Source organism: Achromobacter spanius, from assembly GCF_029637605.1.
Lineage (GTDB): Bacteria > Pseudomonadota > Gammaproteobacteria > Burkholderiales > Burkholderiaceae_B > Achromobacter > Achromobacter spanius_E.
On the sequence record NZ_CP121261.1, the window covers coordinates 44,615 to 60,871 of the forward strand.

Below are 16,257 nucleotides of genomic sequence, written 5' to 3' on the forward strand. Positions count from 1 at the left end.
TGCGGCGCAGTCGTTGTGATCCGGGCCGTGAAGCCCTGACGCGCTGGCTGTGACTGTCATCATCCTACCGAATTCGGAGCTGGTCAGGTCGTGCGCAACCCACCGGGAGCCGCGCGGAATCTAGGCTTATCCGTAAAATGTCGGTTTTTTTCCACAGATGTTGGGGATAACTTGGCCACTCCACGTTACACCGAGGCGTCCATTCGCGTCCTGAAGGGGCTGGAGCCCGTGCGGCAGCGCCCGGGCATGTACACCCGCACCGAAAACCCCCTGCACGTTGTGCAGGAGGTCATTGATAACGCCGCAGACGAGGCCTTGGCCGGCTACGGCAAACAGATCCAGGTCACGCTGCATAGTGATGGCAGCGTGTCCGTCGAGGATGACGGCCGGGGCATTCCCGTCGGCCTGCATCCCGAAGAAGGCGCGCCCGTCGTCGAATTGGTCTTCACCCGCCTGCATGCGGGCGGCAAGTTCGATAAAGCGGGCGGCGGCGCCTATGCGTTTTCGGGCGGCCTGCACGGGGTGGGCGTTTCCGTCACCAATGCGCTGGCGACCCGGCTTGAAGTCGTGGTCTGGCGCGACGGCGCGGTCAACCGCCTGGTGTTCAAGGGCGGCGACGTTGCCGAACCCTTGGCCCCGTACGACCAGGGCGGCCGCAAGAAGTCCGGCACCCGCGTGCGCGTCTGGCCCGACGCCAAATACTTCGACAGCCCCAACATCCCGTTGGGCGAACTGACGCACCTCTTGCGCAGCAAGGCCGTGCTGCTGCCTGGCGTGAAGGTCACGCTGGTCAATGAAAAAAGCGGCGACACCAAGACCTGGCAATACGAGGACGGCCTGCGCGGCTACCTGGCCGAGGCGCTGACCGGCGCCGAACTCATGGTGCCGTTCTTCGAAGGCCAGCAGTACGCCGGGGCCGACCACGAGAACTTCGCCGAAGGCGAGGGCGCCCAATGGGTGGTGGCCTGGACCGAGGACGGCAACGCCGTGCGCGAGTCCTACGTGAATCTGATCCCGACGCCGGCCGGCGGCACGCATGAATCCGGCCTGCGCGAAGGCCTGTTCGGCGCCGTAAAGGGCTTTGCCGAACTGCACAGCCTGTTGCCCAAGGGCGTGAAGCTGCTGCCCGAAGACGTGTTCGCTCGCGCCAGTTTCGTCTTGTCCGCCAAGGTGCTGGACCCGCAGTTCCAGGGCCAGATCAAGGAACGCTTGAACAGCCGCGACGCCGTGCGCCTGGTGGGCGGATTTTCCAAGAGCGCGCTGGACCTCTGGCTGCACAGCAACGTTGAATACGGCAAGAAGCTGGCTGAGCTGGCCATCCGCCAGGCGCAGGCGCGTCAGCGCTCGGCCCAGAAGGTTGAAAAGCGCAAGAGTTCCGGCGTGGCGGTATTGCCGGGCAAGCTGACCGATTGCGAATCCAGCGACGCCAGCCGCACCGAAGTGTTCCTGGTCGAGGGTGATTCCGCCGGCGGCTCCGCCAAGATGGGGCGCGACAAGGAATTCCAGGCCATCCTGCCGCTGCGCGGCAAGGTGCTGAATTCCTGGGAAGTGGACCGTGACCGGCTCTTTGCCAACAACGAAATCCACGACATCTCGGTCGCCATCGGCGTGGACCCCCACGGCCCGAACGACACGCCTGACCTGTCCGGCCTGCGCTACGGCCGCATCTGCATCCTGTCTGACGCGGACGTCGACGGCTCGCACATCCAGGTCTTGCTGCTTACCCTGTTCTACAAGCACTTTCCCAAGCTGGTCGAAGCCGGCAACGTGTACGTGGCCAAGCCGCCGCTGTTCCGCCTGGATGTGCCCGCCCAAGGCAAGCGCCCGGCCAGGAAGATCTATTGCCTGGACGAAGGCGAGCTTGAAGCCGCGCAGGACAAGCTGCGCAAGGAAGGCGTGCGCGAAGGCGCCTGGGCGGTCAGCCGCTTCAAGGGCCTGGGCGAAATGAATCCGGAACAGCTGTGGGAAACCACCATGAATCCGGACACGCGCCGCCTGCTGCCCGTGGGCTACGGGGATCAGACCCCCGAAGACACCACCCGCATGTTCGACATGCTGATGGGCAAGGGCGAGTCTTCACAGCGCCGCGCCTGGATCGAGGAAAAGGGCAACCTGGCCGAGCTGGATATCTGATGACGTCCACCGTGCCCGACCCCGCCTCCGACTCCGCCCGCATGACCGTCGACATGACGGCCGACGACTACGCCGAGTTCGCCGCCTATGTGTACAGGCGCCCCGAACTGCGGCGCCGTCGTTACCGGTCGCACCTGCGCTTTGGTGTCCTGATGATCGTGGCGCTCTTTGCCTACCTGGTCTGGCAGACCTGGGACGGCAAGGGGCCCAATTGGTCGCAGATGCTGCCCGTGTATTTCGAGGGGCTGGCGGTGGGCCTGGGCATTCTGGTGCTGTTGGCGCTGGCTTATGAGTTCGCGTTGCCGCCGCTGGTCAGGATGAACACGCGCCGCATGCTGAACAAGCAGCCCGACGATCTGTTCCTGGGTCAGCATCAACTGGACTTCGGGCCCGAGGGCATTCTGGACACCACCGCCCGGGCCTCCGGGCGCATGGAGTGGTCGGATATCCGGCGCGTCGAGGAAACCCCGCAGCACCTGTACGTCATTCTGGGCACCTTGCAAGGCGTGATCATTCCCAAGCGCGGCCAGGACGCCGCCACGCTGGCCGCGGTGCGCGCGCAAATACGCACGCACGTCGCCGACACCCAACTGGCCCCGTCCGCGTGAAGGCGCATTGACGCCGTTTCGATGAAATTGTCTACCTGAATACAACATGACCGATAGCAATCAACCCGGCCTGTTCGACCCCACCCCGCCTGATGGCGATGGCGATGCCAATGCCGCCATCACGCTGTCGCGCTACGCGGAACAGGCCTATCTGGACTACGCGGTCTCCGTCGTGCGCGGCCGTGCCTTGCCCGACGTGGGCGACGGGCAAAAGCCCGTGCAACGCCGCATCCTGTTCGCCATGCAGGCGATGGGGCTGGCCGCCGGCGCCAAGCCGGTGAAGTCGGCGCGGGTCGTGGGCGACGTGCTGGGTAAGTACCACCCGCACGGCGATCAGGCTGCCTATGACGCCATGGTCCGCATGGCGCAGGACTTTTCGCTGCGCTATCCGCTGATCGATGGCCAGGGCAACTTCGGTTCGCGCGACGGCGACAACGCCGCCGCCATGCGATACACCGAAGCGCGCCTGACGCCCATCGCCAAGCTGCTGCTGGATGAGCTGGACGAAGGCACGGTCGATTTCGTGCCCAACTACGACGGCAGCCAGGAAGAGCCGCAGATGCTGCCCGCGCGCTTGCCGGTGATGCTGCTGAACGGCGCTTCCGGCATCGCGGTCGGCATGGCCACCGAGATTCCGTCGCACAACCTGCGTGAAGTGGCGCAAGCCTGCGTGGCGCTGATCAAGCAGCCGCAACTGCCGGACGCCGAACTGCACGCCATGATTCCCGGGCCGGACTTTGCCGGCGGCGGCCAGATCATCACGCCCGCGGCCGACATTGCGCAAATCTACGGCGGTGGCCGTGGCTCGCTGAAGGTGCGCGCGCGTTGGACGTTCGAGGAAATGGCGCGCGGCCAATGGCAACTGGTGATCACGGAACTACCGCCGGGCACCTCGGGCCAGAAGGTGCTGGAAGAGATCGAGGAAATCACCAACCCCAAGATCAAGTCCGGCAAGAAAAGCCTGACGCCCGAGCAAACGCAGGCCAAGGCGGTGATGCTGAACCTGCTGGACGCCGTACGCGATGAATCCGGCAAGGACGCGGCCGTGCGCCTGGTCTTTGAACCGAAGACCTCGCGTGTGGACCGTGACGAATTCGTCAACACGCTGCTGGCCCAGACCAGCATGGAAAGCAGCTCGTCGATCAACCTGGTGTGCATTGGCACCGATGGTCGTCCGCGCCAGAAGGGCCTGCGCGACATCCTGGTCGAATGGGTGGCGTTCCGCACCAATACCGTCGTGCGCCGCACGCGCTTCCGGCTGGATAAGGTCACCGACCGGATCCACGTGTTGGAAGGCCGCATGCTGGTCTACCTGAACGTGGACGAAGTCATCCAGACCATCCGCGAATCCGACGAGCCGCGCGCGGCGCTGATGGAACGTTTCAAGCTGTCCGAGCGCCAGGCCGAAGACATCCTGGAAATGCGCTTGCGCCAGTTGGCCCGTCTTGAAGGCTTCAAGATCGAGCAGGAACTGGCCGACAAGCGCAAGGATCAGATTTCGCTGCAGGAACTGCTGGACAATCCGACGACGCTCAAGCGCCTGCTGATCAAGGAAATCGAGGCCGACGCCAAGCAATATGGCGACGATCGCCGCACGTTGATCGAAACGGCCGAACGCGCTGTGCTGGAAACCAAGGTGCTAGACGAACCGGTCACCGTGATCGTCTCGCAAAAGGGCTGGCTGCGCGCCCGGCAGGGCCATGGCCACGACGCCGCGCAGTTCACCTTCAAGCAGGGCGATGACCTGTACGGCGCCTTCGAATGCCGCACCACCGACACGCTGATCGCCATGGGCGACAACGGCCGGGTGTATTCGGTGCCGGTCGGCGGGCTGCCGTCCGCGCGGGGCGATGGCCAGCCGGTCACGACCATGATCGATCTGGAATCGGGCACGCGCATTGTGCATACCATCGCCGCGGCACCGGATTCCCGCTGGCTGCTGGCCACGCGCGGCGGCTACGGTTTTGCGGCCAAGCTGTCCGACATGATCAGCCGCCAACGGGCGGGCAAGCAGTTCATCACGCTGGAAGCCGGCGATGAAATGCTGCGCCCGGTACCGCTGTTCGTGGGCGCCACGCAGCTAGCCTTGCTGTCCGCCAAGGGCAAGTTCCTGGTGTTCGGCCTGGACGAATGCAAGTCCTTGTCTGGTGGCGGCCGCGGCACCATCCTGATGGGCCTGGATGCGTCCGACAAGCTGGATCAAACGGTGCCGATCGGCGCACGCGGCCTGCGCGCAACAGGCATCTATCGCAACAAGCTCACCGAGGACATCCTGGCGGGCGACGCCTTGGCGCCCTATGTGGGCAAGCGCGCGCGCAAGGGCCGTCAACTGGATGTGCGTCCCAAGCAGCCGGTGCTGTCGCCGGTACTGGGGTAGGGCAGGCGCGAGGGGCGAGGCGGTGCCTCGTTCCTCTAGCCAACAGGCTTCCACGTCATGGACACATACACGCATCCAGGGCTCGCGCAACCGTCATCCGGGCGCCTGGCGCATGTGGACGCGCTGCGCGGTTTTGCGCTCTTTGGCATCCTGATCGTGAATATCGGCGTTTTCTCGTCGCCGTTCTATGGCGCGGGTGTTGCCGACCCCGTCTATTCGCGTCCGGTGGATCTGGGCGTGCGCTGGCTTATCGCGTGGCTCTTCGAGACCAAGTTCTACCTGCTGTTCTCGTTTCTGTTCGGCTATAGCTTCACCTTGCAGATGGCGGCGGCCGAGCGCGGCCAAGCCGCCTTTGCGCCGCGATTCCTGCGTCGCCTGGCCGGGCTGGCCGTGTTGGGGGCCGCACACGCCGTGTTGTTCTACCAGGGCGACATCCTGGTGACCTATGCGCTGCTGGGGCTGGGTTTGCTGGGATGCCAGTCCGTGGCGCCGCAACGCGCATTGCACTTGGCCCTGTGGCTGATCGTGCTGGCGGCGTCGGTGTGGGCGCTGCTGGGTTGGCTCAGCTTCCTGGACCCCGTGCAGCCGGGCTATCTGGCGCAATACAAGGCGCAGGCGCTGGCGGCCATCGAGGCCTATCGCGGCGACATCGGCTCCACCGTCGCGCAGCACATCCATGAATTGACCACCAGCGTCTGGTTCATGGTCTTGTTCGTGCAAGGCCCGTTTGTCTTTGCAATGTTCCTGATCGGCTACGCGCTGGGCCGGCGCAATGCGCTGGCGGACCCCTGGGCGCGGCCGGGCTTGTTGTGGTTGCTGTGTGCGCTGGGCTTGCTACCCGGCCTGGCCGGCTCGGCGCTGTACGCGACGTCGTCCCTGCCGTTTGTCGACGCGGCCTGGGAACTGCCCGGGCTGGCCGCCGACCTCTTGACGGCGCCGCTGCTCAGCATGTCGTACGCGGCCCTGTTCCTGCTGGCGTGGCGCACGCGGGCGCTTGGGCGTGCGTTGCGGTGGCTGGCGCCCGCCGGGCGGATGGCGCTAAGCAACTACCTGATGCAGTCCGTCGTCTGCGCCTTTCTGTTCACCGGCTGGGGCCTGCGCCTATTCGCATCGGTCTCACCCCTGGCGACCGTCGGCATCGCGGTGGCGATTTTCGCGGCGCAGTTGCCATGGTCCGCATGGTGGTTGCGGCACCATGCCTACGGCCCGGTGGAATGGTTGCTGCGCGCGCTGACCATCGGGGCCTTGCCGCCCTGGCGGCGGGCAAGCGCAGGTGGATAGCAAGCGCAGGTGGATAACAAGCGCACGCGGATAACAAGGCCACGCGTGATCACATGCACAGGGTGATCACACAGGGGCGTTGCGAAGGCCCAATGGGTGCTTGACGGACATGGTCATGCGCGAGCGTCTCCAATGGCGGCGTCGATGGCGCCAGCCAGGCGTTGCGTCAATTGGTCCAGTTCGTCGTCGGAAATGATGAAGGGCGGGGCAAGCAGCACGTGGTCGCCGTGGCGGCCATCAATGGTGCCGCCCATGGGGTAGACCATCAGGCCCTGCGCCATGGCTTCGCGCTTGATGCGCGCATGCAGCGTCAGGGCCGGGGCGAAGGTCTGCTTGGTGGCTCGGTCCTGCACCAGCTCGATGCCCATGAACAACCCCCGACCGCGGATGTCGCCCACATGCGGGTGCGCGCCCAACGCTTGTTCCAGCCGCTGCCGCAACCCGGCGCCTTGCTCGCGCACGCGCTCCAGCAGCTTGTCGCGGCGTATCACGTCCTGCACGGCAAGCGAGGCGGCGCAGGCAATGGCGTGGCCAAGATAGGTGTGGCCGTGCTGAAAGAAGCCGCTGCCTTGCTGCATGGCGTCCACGATGCGCCGCTGCGCCATCACGGCACCGATGGGCTGATAGCCACCGCCCAGGCCTTTGGCGATGGTGATCAGGTCGGGCACGATGCCCTCTTGCTCTACCGCGTAGAGCGTGCCGGTGCGCCCCATGCCGCACATCACTTCGTCGGCGATCAGCAGCACGCCATGGCGGTCGCAGACTTCCCGTATACGCCGGAAGTAACCCGGTACCGCCGCGACGGCGCCGGACGTGGCGCCCACCACCGGTTCGGCCACGAAGGCCATCACGGTGTCCGGACCCAGTCTTTCAAAGGTTTGCTCCAGTTCAAGCGCCAGGCGCTCGCCGTACTGTTCAGCGCTTTCACCGGCTTGCTGGTCGCGATAGGCATAGCAGGGCGAGACGTGTTCGACGTCGATCAGCAGAGGCGCGAATTGCGCGCGACGCCAGGCGTTGCCACCCACCGCCAGCGCGCCCAGCGTGTTGCCGTGGTAGCTCTGGCGGCGCGCCACGATATGACGGCGCTGCGGTTGGCCGATTTCCACAAAGTACTGGCGGGCCATCTTCAAGGCGGCCTCGACCGCTTCGGATCCGCCCGACACGAAATACGCATGCGAGATGCCTTCCGGTGCATCGGCCACCAGGCGTTCGGCCAAGCGTTCGGCGACGTCTGTCGTGAAGAAACTGGTGTGGGCATAGGCCAGCGCGTCGATCTGGGCGTGCATGGCAGCCTGGACGTCGGGATGGTTGTGCCCCAGGCAGGACACGGCCGCGCCGCCCGAGCCGTCAAGATAGGCGCGGCCGGCGCTGTCGTGGACCCATACGCCCTGGCCGCGTATGGCAACGGGCGGGGTCTGGCGGAGGGAACGATGCATGACGTGTGTCTGGCTCATGGGAATTCCGTGATGCGTGAGAGGGTGTCAGGGCAAGGCAAGCGGGGTCAGGCAGGCCGCCGCGAGGCGGGGGCGATCCAGTAAACGTTGTCGGCGCGCAGGCGCTCCTCGACTTCCGTCAGGCGGTTCAGTATGTTGGCGCCGCCACGGGCGGTCAGGCGGGCAATCAGGTGCTCGGCCAGGCCCAAGAGGCCGGCGGTGGTATGGAAGAACGAGCCAGGGCCCTGGCGCGCGGGCTGGGCTCGGACGCCGTCGCGATCGGGAGGGGCGAATCGCAGCGTGTGGCGGGCTTCCACGGCCAATGGCGACAGCGGGTCATCGGTCAGCGCAATCAGCGCAACGCCGCGCTGCGCCGCCTGCCGGGCCAGTTGCACGGTGGCGGTCGGGTAGGGGGCTTGGGAAATGACGATCAGCGCGTCGCCGGCGTCCAGATTGTCGGCCTGCTCGGCGGGGGCCCCGCCCAGGCCATCGATCAGCACGCTGTTGCGGCGCACCAGTTGGTAGGCGTAGCGCATCTGGAACGCAATGCCAAACGCCGAGCGCGTCCCCAAAAAGCCGACCTGGCGCGCGTTCAGCAAGGTCTGGACCGCTGCATCAAATTCCGCCGACGGGTTCAGCGCGCATACCGAACTCACGGCCTGGATCTGGTAGTCGGTCAACACGTCGTGGCCGGGGGCGGCGGGATTGCTGGCGGGGTCTCCAGCGGCGGCCTGCAAGGCGGCAGCCCGGTCACGCAGCCCGGGCTGGCCCTGACCCTGGTCAGCAAGAGCCTGTTGAAAAGGCTGACGAAATGCTTCATAGCTGGCATAGCCCAGGGCTCGTGCCAGCCGCAACATGGTGGCAGGCGCCACGCTTAGCGCCTGCGCTTGCCGCCGCATGGACCACAGGCCGACCTCGGCCGGGTGCGCCACCACCCAATGGGCCGCGCGTTGCAATTCCGGGGGCAGATCCTCCAGCTTTTCTTGCAGGGTCGGTATCAGGTGTGAAGGCAGGGGCATGGGGCGCATCGGAAGGAAAAACAAATGATATATATAAATATTTCAATAAAACATATGTTTTTATTGGGAGTTTCCACTAGGGATGGAACGCAGCGCCAAGCCCTTGATGCAACGGCATTAAGTCCAGTAATTCTGCTGCCATCTTCTGCAATTACGTGTTCATTTATTTACATCAGGCCCCGGATTTTTGTTTGACTCGAATAGATCGGGCGCATATGATTCGTGTAGAAATGAATTTGACCGAACCCTTTTCTTCCATGATCAACCCCGTGAACACTGATTCCACCCAGCAGTACGATCTGCGCATTTTGCGAGCCCTGCGCCGTATTACGCGATCGATCGCACTGCACTCGCGTCAGTTGTCCGCGGTCAGCCATATCACTGCGCCGCAGTTGATGTGCTTGCGTACGGTGATGGCCAACGGCCCGATGACGGCCACGGCCATCAGCCGCGAAATGCACGTCAGCCCCAGCACGGTTGTCGGCATTCTGGACCGCCTGGAAGACAAGGGTTTGATCCGCCGTGAACGCGGCCGCGAAGACCGCCGCATTGTTTTCGTCACCGCCACCGACGCGGGACGCGAATTGGCGCAAGGCGCACCGTCGCCCTTGCAGAAGCATCTGGCCGACGCACTGAATGCGTTGCCCGAGCTTGAACAGGCCACCATCACGCTATCGCTGGAACGCATCGTGGCGCTGATGGAGCAAGAAGGCCAGGCAGTCGCAGCGGAACCGCACGGCGATGTATCGTCGCCCATCCTTGAAGTGCCCACGGGCGGGGCACCCCCAGAATCGGGAATCGTTGCATGAAGAAAAACGAACTGGACACCCCCCATCTCTCAAGTGCCGTGGCGCCGGCGGTTCGCGCGCAGACCCATACCATGCGTCTGCCCAACCGCAAAGACGGCGCCGCCATTCACCATCTCATTTCCGAGTGCCCGCCGCTCGACCTGAATTCCCTCTACGCCTACTTGCTCCTTGGTGAGCATTTCAGCGACACCTGCGTCCTTGCCGAAAGTGCTGGCGGACGTATCGACGGTTTTATCTCCGCTTACGTGATCCCGACCCGACCCGACGTGTTGTTCGTCTGGCAGGTTGCGGTGCACGCCCGCGCACGCGGCCATCGCTTGGCCCGCACCATGCTTCGCGAACTCCTGCAACGCAAGGGGCTCGAGCATGTTCGATATCTTGAAACCACAGTGGGGCCTGACAACCAGGCATCGCGCCGCAGCTTTACCGGCCTGGCCGGCGAACTGGGCGCCCACGTTTCCGAGCAGCCGTTCTTCGACCGGCAATTGTTTGGCGGCGCGGACCATGACGACGAGATGTTGTTGAGGATAGGCCCGTTCGCATTGCCCGCCCCCTAGGGGCGAGCAACCCCAGCGGACTTATCGAATTACCGGGATGGCAGTGCCTGTCCGAATGCGTTCAACGCATCCGGAGGGATTGTGCCGTCCATTCAACTTATTAGATGAAAAGGGAGGATTACTCATGGACTTGAAGATCTTTGACCGGATGGAATCAGAGGTGCGGGGCTACATTCGGTCGTTCCCCGTGATATTCAACCAGGCCAAGGGCTCGACGCTGATCGATGAGGAAGGCACCGAGTACATCGACTTCTTCAGCGGCGCCGGCACGCTGAACTATGGCCACAACAATCCTGTTCTCAAGGAAAAGCTGCTGGAGTATGTGCAGGCGGACGGCGTCGTCCATGGCCTGGACATGGCGACCAGCGCGAAGAAGCGTTTCCTGGAGACGGTGGATCGCGTGCTGCTCAAGCCGCGCAACTGGCAATACACGCTGCAATTCACCGGCCCCACCGGCACCAACGCCGTGGAAGCCGCGCTGAAGATCGCGCGCCAGGTCAAGGGCCGTTCCAATGTGATTTCGTTTACGCATGGCTTTCACGGCGTCAGCGGCGGTTCGTTGGCGGTGACCGCCAACATGAAGTTCCGCGAGGCATCGGGCTATGCGCTGGGCAACACCACGTTCATGCCCTATGACGGCTACTTCGGCCCGGACGTGGACACGATGGCCTACCTGGAGCGCATGCTGGAAGATCCCAGCAGCGGCATGGATAAGCCGGCCGCGGTCATCGTTGAAACGGTGCAGGGCGAAGGTGGCGTCAACGTCGCGACGCTGCGCTGGCTGAAAGAACTGGAAAAGCTGTGCAAGCGCCACGACATGCTGCTGATCGTGGACGACATCCAGGTCGGCTGCGGCCGCACCGGCACGTTCTTCAGCTTCGAGGCCGCCGGCATCCGTCCGGACATCATCACGCTGTCGAAGTCGCTGTCGGGCTTTGGCCTGCCGATGTCGCTGGTGCTGATGAAGCCCGAGCTTGATATCTGGAAGCCGGGCGCCCACAGCGGCACGTTCCGCGGCAATAACCTGGCGTTCGTCACGGCTACGCAGGCGCTGGAAACCTATTGGGCCAACACCGCCTTCACCGCCGACATCCAGCGCAAAGAGCGCCTGGTGCGCGACTGGCTGGAAAACCTGGTCCACAGCTATCCCAACGCCGGCCTGTCGGTGCGCGGCCGCGGCCTGATCCAGGGCCTGGTGTGCAACACCACCCCCGCGCTGGCCAATCGCATTGCGCAGCAGGCATTCAAGAAGGGCGTCGTCATCGAGACCTCGGGCGCGCATGACGAAGTGCTCAAGCTGCTGCCGGCGCTGACGATCGAGGAAGAACTGTTGAGCAAGGGCCTGGACGTCATCGAGGCCAGCGTGGCTGAAGCGCTGAGCGAAGAAGGGCAGTCTGCCCGCATTCTTAAATTTGGAGGAAAACGTCAATGATCGTACGCAATGTCAAAGATGTCATCGGCACCGCCGACGAAGTCCGCACCGATACCTGGGTCAGCCGCCGCGTGCTGCTGAAGAAGGACGGCATGGGCTTTTCCTTCCACGAGACCACCATTTTTCCGGGCGGCCGTACGCACATCCACTACAAGAACCATCTTGAAGCGGTGTGGTGCATTGAAGGTGACGGCTCCATCGAAACCATTGCCGACGGCAAGAAGTACGACCTGGGCCCCGGCGTGGTCTACGCCCTGAACGAAAACGACGAGCACTGGCTGTGCGGCGGCAAAGAGCCGCTGCGCGTCATCTGCGTCTTCAACCCGCCGCTGACCGGCCAGGAAGTGCACGACAAAGAAGGCGTCTACGCCTTGCCTGAAGCCGAAGCCAAAGCGGCTTGATACAAGGAGGTTCGCATGATCTCACCTGCACAGGATCCGTACGCCTCCCGTACGGACCGAGGTTCCGCCATCATCACCCGCCAGGATCCGGTGGTCTATGAAGACGGCAAATACGCCGACGCCTTGTCTGGCGAACAAGTCGGACAATACGAGCGCGACGGCTTCCTCTTGCTGGAAAACCTCTTCTCGGAAGAGGAGGTCCGCGCCTTGTCCACCGAGGTCGAGCGCATGACGCGCGACCCGTCGATCATCCGGCGCGAAGAGTCCATCACCGAGCCGGGCAGCAATGCCGTGCGTTCGATTTTCATGGTCCATGTGTTGAACCCCGTGCTGTCGCGCCTGGTGCGCGACCCGCGGCTGGTCAATGTGGCGCGGCAGATCCTCGGGTCCGAGGTCTACATTCACCAGTCGCGCGCCAACATGAAGCCTGGCTTCAAGGGCAAGGAGTTCTACTGGCACTCCGACTTCGAGACCTGGCACGTGGAAGACGGCATGCCGTCCATGCGCGCGCTCAGCTGCTCGGTGCTGCTGTCCGACAACAACGAGTGCAACGGCCCCTTGATGCTGGTGCCGGGTTCGCATCGGCAATTCATCTCGTGCGTGGGCGAAACCCCGAACGATCACTACAAGCAATCGCTGAAAAAGCAGGAATACGGGGTCCCGGACCCGGTCAGCCTGCAATTGCTGGTAGAGCAGGGTGGCATCCGCTCGATGACGGCCAAGGCAGGCTCGGTGGTGTTCTTTGATTGCAACACCATGCACGGTTCGAACAGCAATATCTCGCCGTGGCCGCGCGCCAATGTCTTCATGGTCTACAACAGCATGGAGAACACCCTGAACCCGCCCAAGTACGGCTTGACGCCGCGCCCTGAGCATATTGCGACGCGCAAGGGGTTCAAGGCGGTGACTCCGTTGGATACGCTGAAGCTGGTGGGCGGTTAATCCGCCGCTTGCGACGAGCCCACCGCGGCACACAGCAGCGGGCGGGACTCGCCACACCGAAACCCGGGCCATGCCCGGGTTTTTTCATGGCCGTCCGACAGGTGAAAAATCGGCCAATGAAGGCCGGGCTCTCTGCTATTCTTTCGCGGATTCCTCCCACGCCAAACCGATGCCGCCATGTCCGCCCGTATCCTGAGCCTGCATATCTACCCGATCAAATCCTGCGCCGGTATCGACCTGGCGGAGTCATCCATCGACCGGGCCGGCCTGGCCCACGATCGCCGCTGGATGTTGATCGGCGCCGATGGTCAGTTCATGACGCAGCGCCAGTGGCCTGCAATGGCCCTGATCCGCACGGCGCTCACCGCCAACGCGTTGCGTCTCAGCGCGCCCGGGATGCCCGACCTGGACGTGCCTTTGGACGGAGCGGGCCTGGAGCCCGGCGCGCAGACCGTCGCGGTCTGGAGCGACACCATTTCGGCCCGGCAAGAAAGTGCGGCGGTTGGCAATTGGTTTTCCGAATTCCTGAAAACGCCGTGCCGGTTGCTCAAGGTGGATGCGGCAGCGGCTCGCAACGCCAAGCCCGACTGGGTCTCGCGCTGGGTCGACGCGCATCCCGATCTGGCCGACGCCTTCGTGGGCGAACACCATTTCGGTTTTGCCGACGGTTTTCCCTTGCTGATCGCCAATCAGGCGTCGCTGGATGACCTGAACGCGCGCCTGCAAGCCAAGGGCGTGGCGCCGGTGCCCATGGACCGTTTCCGCCCCAACATCGTCATCGAGGGCGAATGGGAACCGTTCGAGGAAGACCACACTGCCATGATCACGGCGGCAGGCGTCAGGATGGCCTTCGTCAAGCCGTGCACCCGCTGCTCGATTCCCGACATTGACCAACGCACCGCGCAGCAGCACGAAGAACCGGGCCGCACGTTGGCGGGCTATCGCAATCTTGAAATCGGGGTGGTGTTTGGCCAGAACGCCATTCTGGATGCGCCGGCCGGCGCGCGCCTGAAGGTGGGCGACGCAGTCGAGATCGAACTGGATTTCTGACCGGTCGCCGGGGCTGGGTTGGGCCTGGCGTAGGTTACGCCGAAGACAGTTTCAGGCCGATCAAGCCCAGCACGATCAACGCCACGCTGACGATGCGCATCCAACTGGTGGATTCGCCGAACAGCACGATGCCGGCCACAAAGGCGCCCACGGTGCCGATGCCTACCCAGACGGCGTAGGCGGTGCCCAGCGGCAGGGTCTTCATGGCCACGGCCAGCAGCCAGACGCTGATGGCCATGCCGCCCGCCGTAATCAGGGACGGCCACAGGCGGGTGAAGCCATGGGTGTATTTCAGGCCCACGGCCCAGACGATTTCAAACAGGCCCGCGAGCACCAGGATGATCCAGGTCATTGACGACTCCTCTTGTTGCGCTGCCGGCGTTGCACCGGCAATAAGGGGTCGTCCCCGGATAAAAAAACACCGGTCGATTGACCGTGCGCGGCAACGGGCCGTCCCGCTGCGGCAAAAATTATAGAATACCGGCTTCCAACGGCAAAACCGGATGCCGGGCATCACCTTGGCTACACGTCGCGGACCGGACCGCGAACCAGGAAATTTTCATCATGCAACGCATCATGCTGCGGGCAAAGCTACACCGCGTCACGGTCACCGAAGCCGACCTTCATTACGAAGGCTCTTGCGGCATCGACGAAGACCTGCTGGACGCTGCCGGCATGCGCGAGTTCGAACGCATCGAACTCTACAACGTCACCAACGGCGAACGTTTCGACACATACATCATCAAGGCGGCCCGCGGCAGCGGCGCCATCTCGTTGAACGGCGCCGCGGCGCGCCGGGCCCAGGTTGGCGATTTGTTGATCATCTGCACCTACGGCCCGATGTCCGAAGAAGACTCCGCCACCCACAAGCCGCAAGTGGTGTTGGTGGATGACGCAAACCGCGTCAAGGAAATCCGCAAGTTCCCGGCCTGACGCCGGCCCGAGCGCAGCGTCATTCTGGCCCTGCCGGATGGCGCTCCCGTCAACCCTGAACCGTTTCATCATGAGCTTCCAGGTCATCATCCAACCCAGCAAGCATCAATTCCCGGTCGAGCCCGGCCAGACCGTGCTCGACGGCGCCTTGGCCGCAGGCATCGTGCTGCCCTATAGCTGTCGCAACGGCGCGTGCTCCACGTGCAAGGGCAAAGTGGTGTCCGGGGAGTTCGACGCCGGGCAGTATCCCGCCCAGATCCTGTCGCCCGAAGAGCTGGCCGACGGCTACACGCTGTTCTGCCAGGCGCGTCCGGAATCGGACATGGTGGTGGAATCCACCGAAGTCCGCCTGGCCAGCGACATCCAGATCCGCAAGCTGCCTTCGCGCGTGCAGACGCTGGAGCGCGTGGCCCCGGACGTCACGGTGATCAAGCTGCAACTGCCGGCTTCCGAACAGTTCCGCTATTACGCGGGACAGTACATTGAAGTCATCCTCAAGGATGGCCGCCGCCGCAGTTATTCAATGGCTGGCGCGCCGCACACCGGCAGCCCGCTGGAACTGCATATCCGGCACATGCCGGGTGGCCTGTTCACCGATCACGTCTTCGGCGCGGGCGACACGCAGATGAAAGAACGCGAGATCCTGCGGCTGGAAGGGCCGTTCGGCTCGTTCTTCCTGCGCGAAGACAGCGACAAGCCGATCGTCCTGCTGGCCAGCGGCACGGGCTTTGCACCCGTGAAGGCCATCGTCGAGCACATGATCCACAAGAACATCAGCCGTCCTGTCACGCTGTATTGGGGCGGCCGCCGCCCGCAAGACCTGTACATGGACGCGCTGGCGCAATCCTGGTCGGGCCTGCTGCCGAACTTCAGCTATGTGCCGGTCGTGTCCAACGCCGTGCCGGAAGACGGCTGGACCGGTCGCACCGGCTTTGTCCACGAAGCCGTCATGCACGACATCGCCGACTTGTCCGGCCATCAGGTCTATGCCTGCGGCACGCCGTTGATGGTGGATGCCGCGCGCCGCGAATTCAGCGTGCAGAACGGCCTGCCGCCGGAAGAGTTCTACGCGGACGCCTTCACGTCCGAGGCCGACCTGGCGAAAGCCGCGTCGTAACCAGACTGCACGAGCCACCGGGGGGGAATTCACAGGCTGAAAAGCTTGGTGACTTCCGCCCCTTTTTTATACGTAGGCGTAGGCAAATCGGCGGGGTAAACTGCCTTGGCAGCGGCTTGCCAAGGGGGGCGGACATCGGGTCCGTGGCCGATTTGGCACGCAAGG

The 16,257-nt window shown here is 64.0% G+C and carries 15 protein-coding genes; 12 read left to right on the forward strand and 3 right to left on the reverse strand.

Features of this window, described 5'->3' with window-relative positions; genetic code table 11:
* The first annotated feature begins 171 nt into the window (after positions 1–171).
* The 4 genes from parE to P8T11_RS00210 are packed head-to-tail and all read left to right on the forward strand — an operon-like array spanning position 172 to position 6,399.
* A complete protein-coding gene (gene parE / locus P8T11_RS00195) occupies positions 172–2,133 on the forward strand; it encodes a DNA topoisomerase IV subunit B (protein ID WP_268078863.1) in 1,962 nt (653 codons plus the stop codon).
* Positions 2,133–2,741 carry a YcxB family protein gene (locus P8T11_RS00200; RefSeq protein ID WP_268078862.1) on the forward strand — a complete coding sequence of 203 codons (609 nt, stop codon included), beginning with the start codon at positions 2,133–2,135 and terminating at the stop codon, positions 2,739–2,741. The genes parE and P8T11_RS00200 overlap by 1 nt, the downstream gene beginning before the upstream one ends.
* A gap of 46 nt (positions 2,742–2,787) precedes the next feature.
* Positions 2,788–5,118, forward strand: a complete 2,331-nt coding sequence (gene parC / locus P8T11_RS00205; protein WP_268078861.1) for a DNA topoisomerase IV subunit A — start codon at positions 2,788–2,790, stop codon at positions 5,116–5,118.
* 57 nt (positions 5,119–5,175) lie between these two features.
* Positions 5,176–6,399, forward strand: coding sequence for a DUF418 domain-containing protein (locus tag P8T11_RS00210; RefSeq protein ID WP_268078860.1), 1,224 nt, complete (start codon positions 5,176–5,178; stop codon positions 6,397–6,399).
* Between the two features lie 113 nt (positions 6,400–6,512).
* On the opposite strand, the gene P8T11_RS00215 is transcribed toward P8T11_RS00210, so the two are convergent.
* A complete protein-coding gene (locus P8T11_RS00215) occupies positions 6,513–7,853 on the reverse strand; it encodes an aspartate aminotransferase family protein (protein WP_268078859.1) in 1,341 nt (446 codons plus the stop codon).
* Positions 7,854–7,900: 47 nt separating this feature from the next.
* Positions 7,901–8,851 carry a MurR/RpiR family transcriptional regulator gene (locus P8T11_RS00220; RefSeq protein WP_268078858.1) on the reverse strand — a complete coding sequence of 317 codons (951 nt, stop codon included), beginning with the start codon at positions 8,849–8,851 and terminating at the stop codon, positions 7,901–7,903.
* A 257-nt stretch (positions 8,852–9,108) separates the two neighbouring features.
* On the opposite strand from P8T11_RS00220, the gene P8T11_RS00225 reads away from it, so the two are divergent.
* The 6 genes from P8T11_RS00225 (at position 9,109) to P8T11_RS00250 (ending at position 14,042) form a co-directional block, all read left to right on the forward strand.
* Positions 9,109–9,660: a MarR family winged helix-turn-helix transcriptional regulator gene (locus P8T11_RS00225; protein WP_268082477.1), complete on the forward strand. Its 552-nt coding sequence runs from the start codon at positions 9,109–9,111 to the stop codon at positions 9,658–9,660.
* Positions 9,657–10,217: a diaminobutyrate acetyltransferase gene (ectA, locus tag P8T11_RS00230; protein ID WP_268078857.1), complete on the forward strand. Its 561-nt coding sequence runs from the start codon at positions 9,657–9,659 to the stop codon at positions 10,215–10,217. Before P8T11_RS00225 ends, ectA begins: the two co-directional genes overlap by 4 nt.
* Before the next feature lie 124 nt (positions 10,218–10,341).
* Positions 10,342–11,649 carry a diaminobutyrate--2-oxoglutarate transaminase gene (gene ectB / locus P8T11_RS00235; protein ID WP_268078856.1) on the forward strand — a complete coding sequence of 436 codons (1,308 nt, stop codon included), beginning with the start codon at positions 10,342–10,344 and terminating at the stop codon, positions 11,647–11,649.
* Complete coding sequence (locus tag P8T11_RS00240) at positions 11,646–12,050, forward strand: ectoine synthase (RefSeq protein ID WP_054427419.1); 405 nt, start codon at positions 11,646–11,648, stop codon at positions 12,048–12,050. The genes ectB and P8T11_RS00240 overlap by 4 nt, the downstream gene beginning before the upstream one ends.
* 15 nt (positions 12,051–12,065) lie before the next feature.
* Positions 12,066–12,992 (forward strand): ectoine hydroxylase, encoded by a 927-nt coding sequence (thpD, locus tag P8T11_RS00245; RefSeq protein ID WP_268078855.1) that lies wholly within the window; start codon positions 12,066–12,068, stop codon positions 12,990–12,992.
* A gap of 177 nt (positions 12,993–13,169) precedes the next feature.
* Positions 13,170–14,042: an MOSC domain-containing protein gene (locus P8T11_RS00250; protein WP_268078854.1), complete on the forward strand. Its 873-nt coding sequence runs from the start codon at positions 13,170–13,172 to the stop codon at positions 14,040–14,042.
* A gap of 34 nt (positions 14,043–14,076) precedes the next feature.
* On the opposite strand, the gene sugE is transcribed toward P8T11_RS00250, so the two are convergent.
* Positions 14,077–14,394, reverse strand: coding sequence for a quaternary ammonium compound efflux SMR transporter SugE (gene sugE / locus P8T11_RS00255; RefSeq protein ID WP_046803706.1), 318 nt, complete (start codon positions 14,392–14,394; stop codon positions 14,077–14,079).
* A gap of 212 nt (positions 14,395–14,606) precedes the next feature.
* On the opposite strand from sugE, the gene panD reads away from it, so the two are divergent.
* Together panD and P8T11_RS00265 are read left to right on the forward strand one after the other, a co-directional pair.
* On the forward strand, positions 14,607–14,975 hold the full coding sequence (gene panD / locus P8T11_RS00260) for an aspartate 1-decarboxylase (protein ID WP_050446262.1): 369 nt from the start codon (positions 14,607–14,609) through the stop codon (positions 14,973–14,975).
* A 70-nt stretch (positions 14,976–15,045) separates the two neighbouring features.
* The gene (locus P8T11_RS00265) at positions 15,046–16,092 is read left to right on the forward strand and encodes a CDP-6-deoxy-delta-3,4-glucoseen reductase (RefSeq protein ID WP_259253171.1); all 1,047 of its coding nucleotides are present in this window, start codon (positions 15,046–15,048) and stop codon (positions 16,090–16,092) included.
* The last annotated feature ends 165 nt before the right edge of the window (positions 16,093–16,257 follow it).

Excerpts from the sequence above, each read along its gene's own strand:
- P8T11_RS00250 (WP_268078854.1), top strand. The coding sequence starts at position 13,170 with ATGTCCGCCCGTATCCTGAGCCTGCATATCTACCCGATCAAATCCTGC.
- P8T11_RS00200 (WP_268078862.1), top strand. The coding sequence starts at position 2,133 with ATGACGTCCACCGTGCCCGACCCCGCCTCCGACTCCGCCCGCATGACC.
- P8T11_RS00215 (WP_268078859.1), bottom strand. The coding sequence starts at position 7,853 with ATGAGCCAGACACACGTCATGCATCGTTCCCTCCGCCAGACCCCGCCC.
- P8T11_RS00265 (WP_259253171.1), top strand. The coding sequence starts at position 15,046 with ATGAGCTTCCAGGTCATCATCCAACCCAGCAAGCATCAATTCCCGGTC.
- P8T11_RS00220 (WP_268078858.1), bottom strand. The coding sequence starts at position 8,851 with ATGCCCCTGCCTTCACACCTGATACCGACCCTGCAAGAAAAGCTGGAG.
- ectA (WP_268078857.1), top strand. The coding sequence starts at position 9,657 with ATGAAGAAAAACGAACTGGACACCCCCCATCTCTCAAGTGCCGTGGCG.
- P8T11_RS00210 (WP_268078860.1), top strand. The coding sequence starts at position 5,176 with ATGGACACATACACGCATCCAGGGCTCGCGCAACCGTCATCCGGGCGC.
- thpD (WP_268078855.1), top strand. The coding sequence starts at position 12,066 with ATGATCTCACCTGCACAGGATCCGTACGCCTCCCGTACGGACCGAGGT.
- parC (WP_268078861.1), top strand. The coding sequence starts at position 2,788 with ATGACCGATAGCAATCAACCCGGCCTGTTCGACCCCACCCCGCCTGAT.
- sugE (WP_046803706.1), bottom strand. The coding sequence starts at position 14,394 with ATGACCTGGATCATCCTGGTGCTCGCGGGCCTGTTTGAAATCGTCTGG.
- P8T11_RS00240 (WP_054427419.1), top strand. The coding sequence starts at position 11,646 with ATGATCGTACGCAATGTCAAAGATGTCATCGGCACCGCCGACGAAGTC.
- ectB (WP_268078856.1), top strand. The coding sequence starts at position 10,342 with ATGGACTTGAAGATCTTTGACCGGATGGAATCAGAGGTGCGGGGCTAC.
- P8T11_RS00225 (WP_268082477.1), top strand. The coding sequence starts at position 9,109 with ATGATCAACCCCGTGAACACTGATTCCACCCAGCAGTACGATCTGCGC.
- panD (WP_050446262.1), top strand. The coding sequence starts at position 14,607 with ATGCAACGCATCATGCTGCGGGCAAAGCTACACCGCGTCACGGTCACC.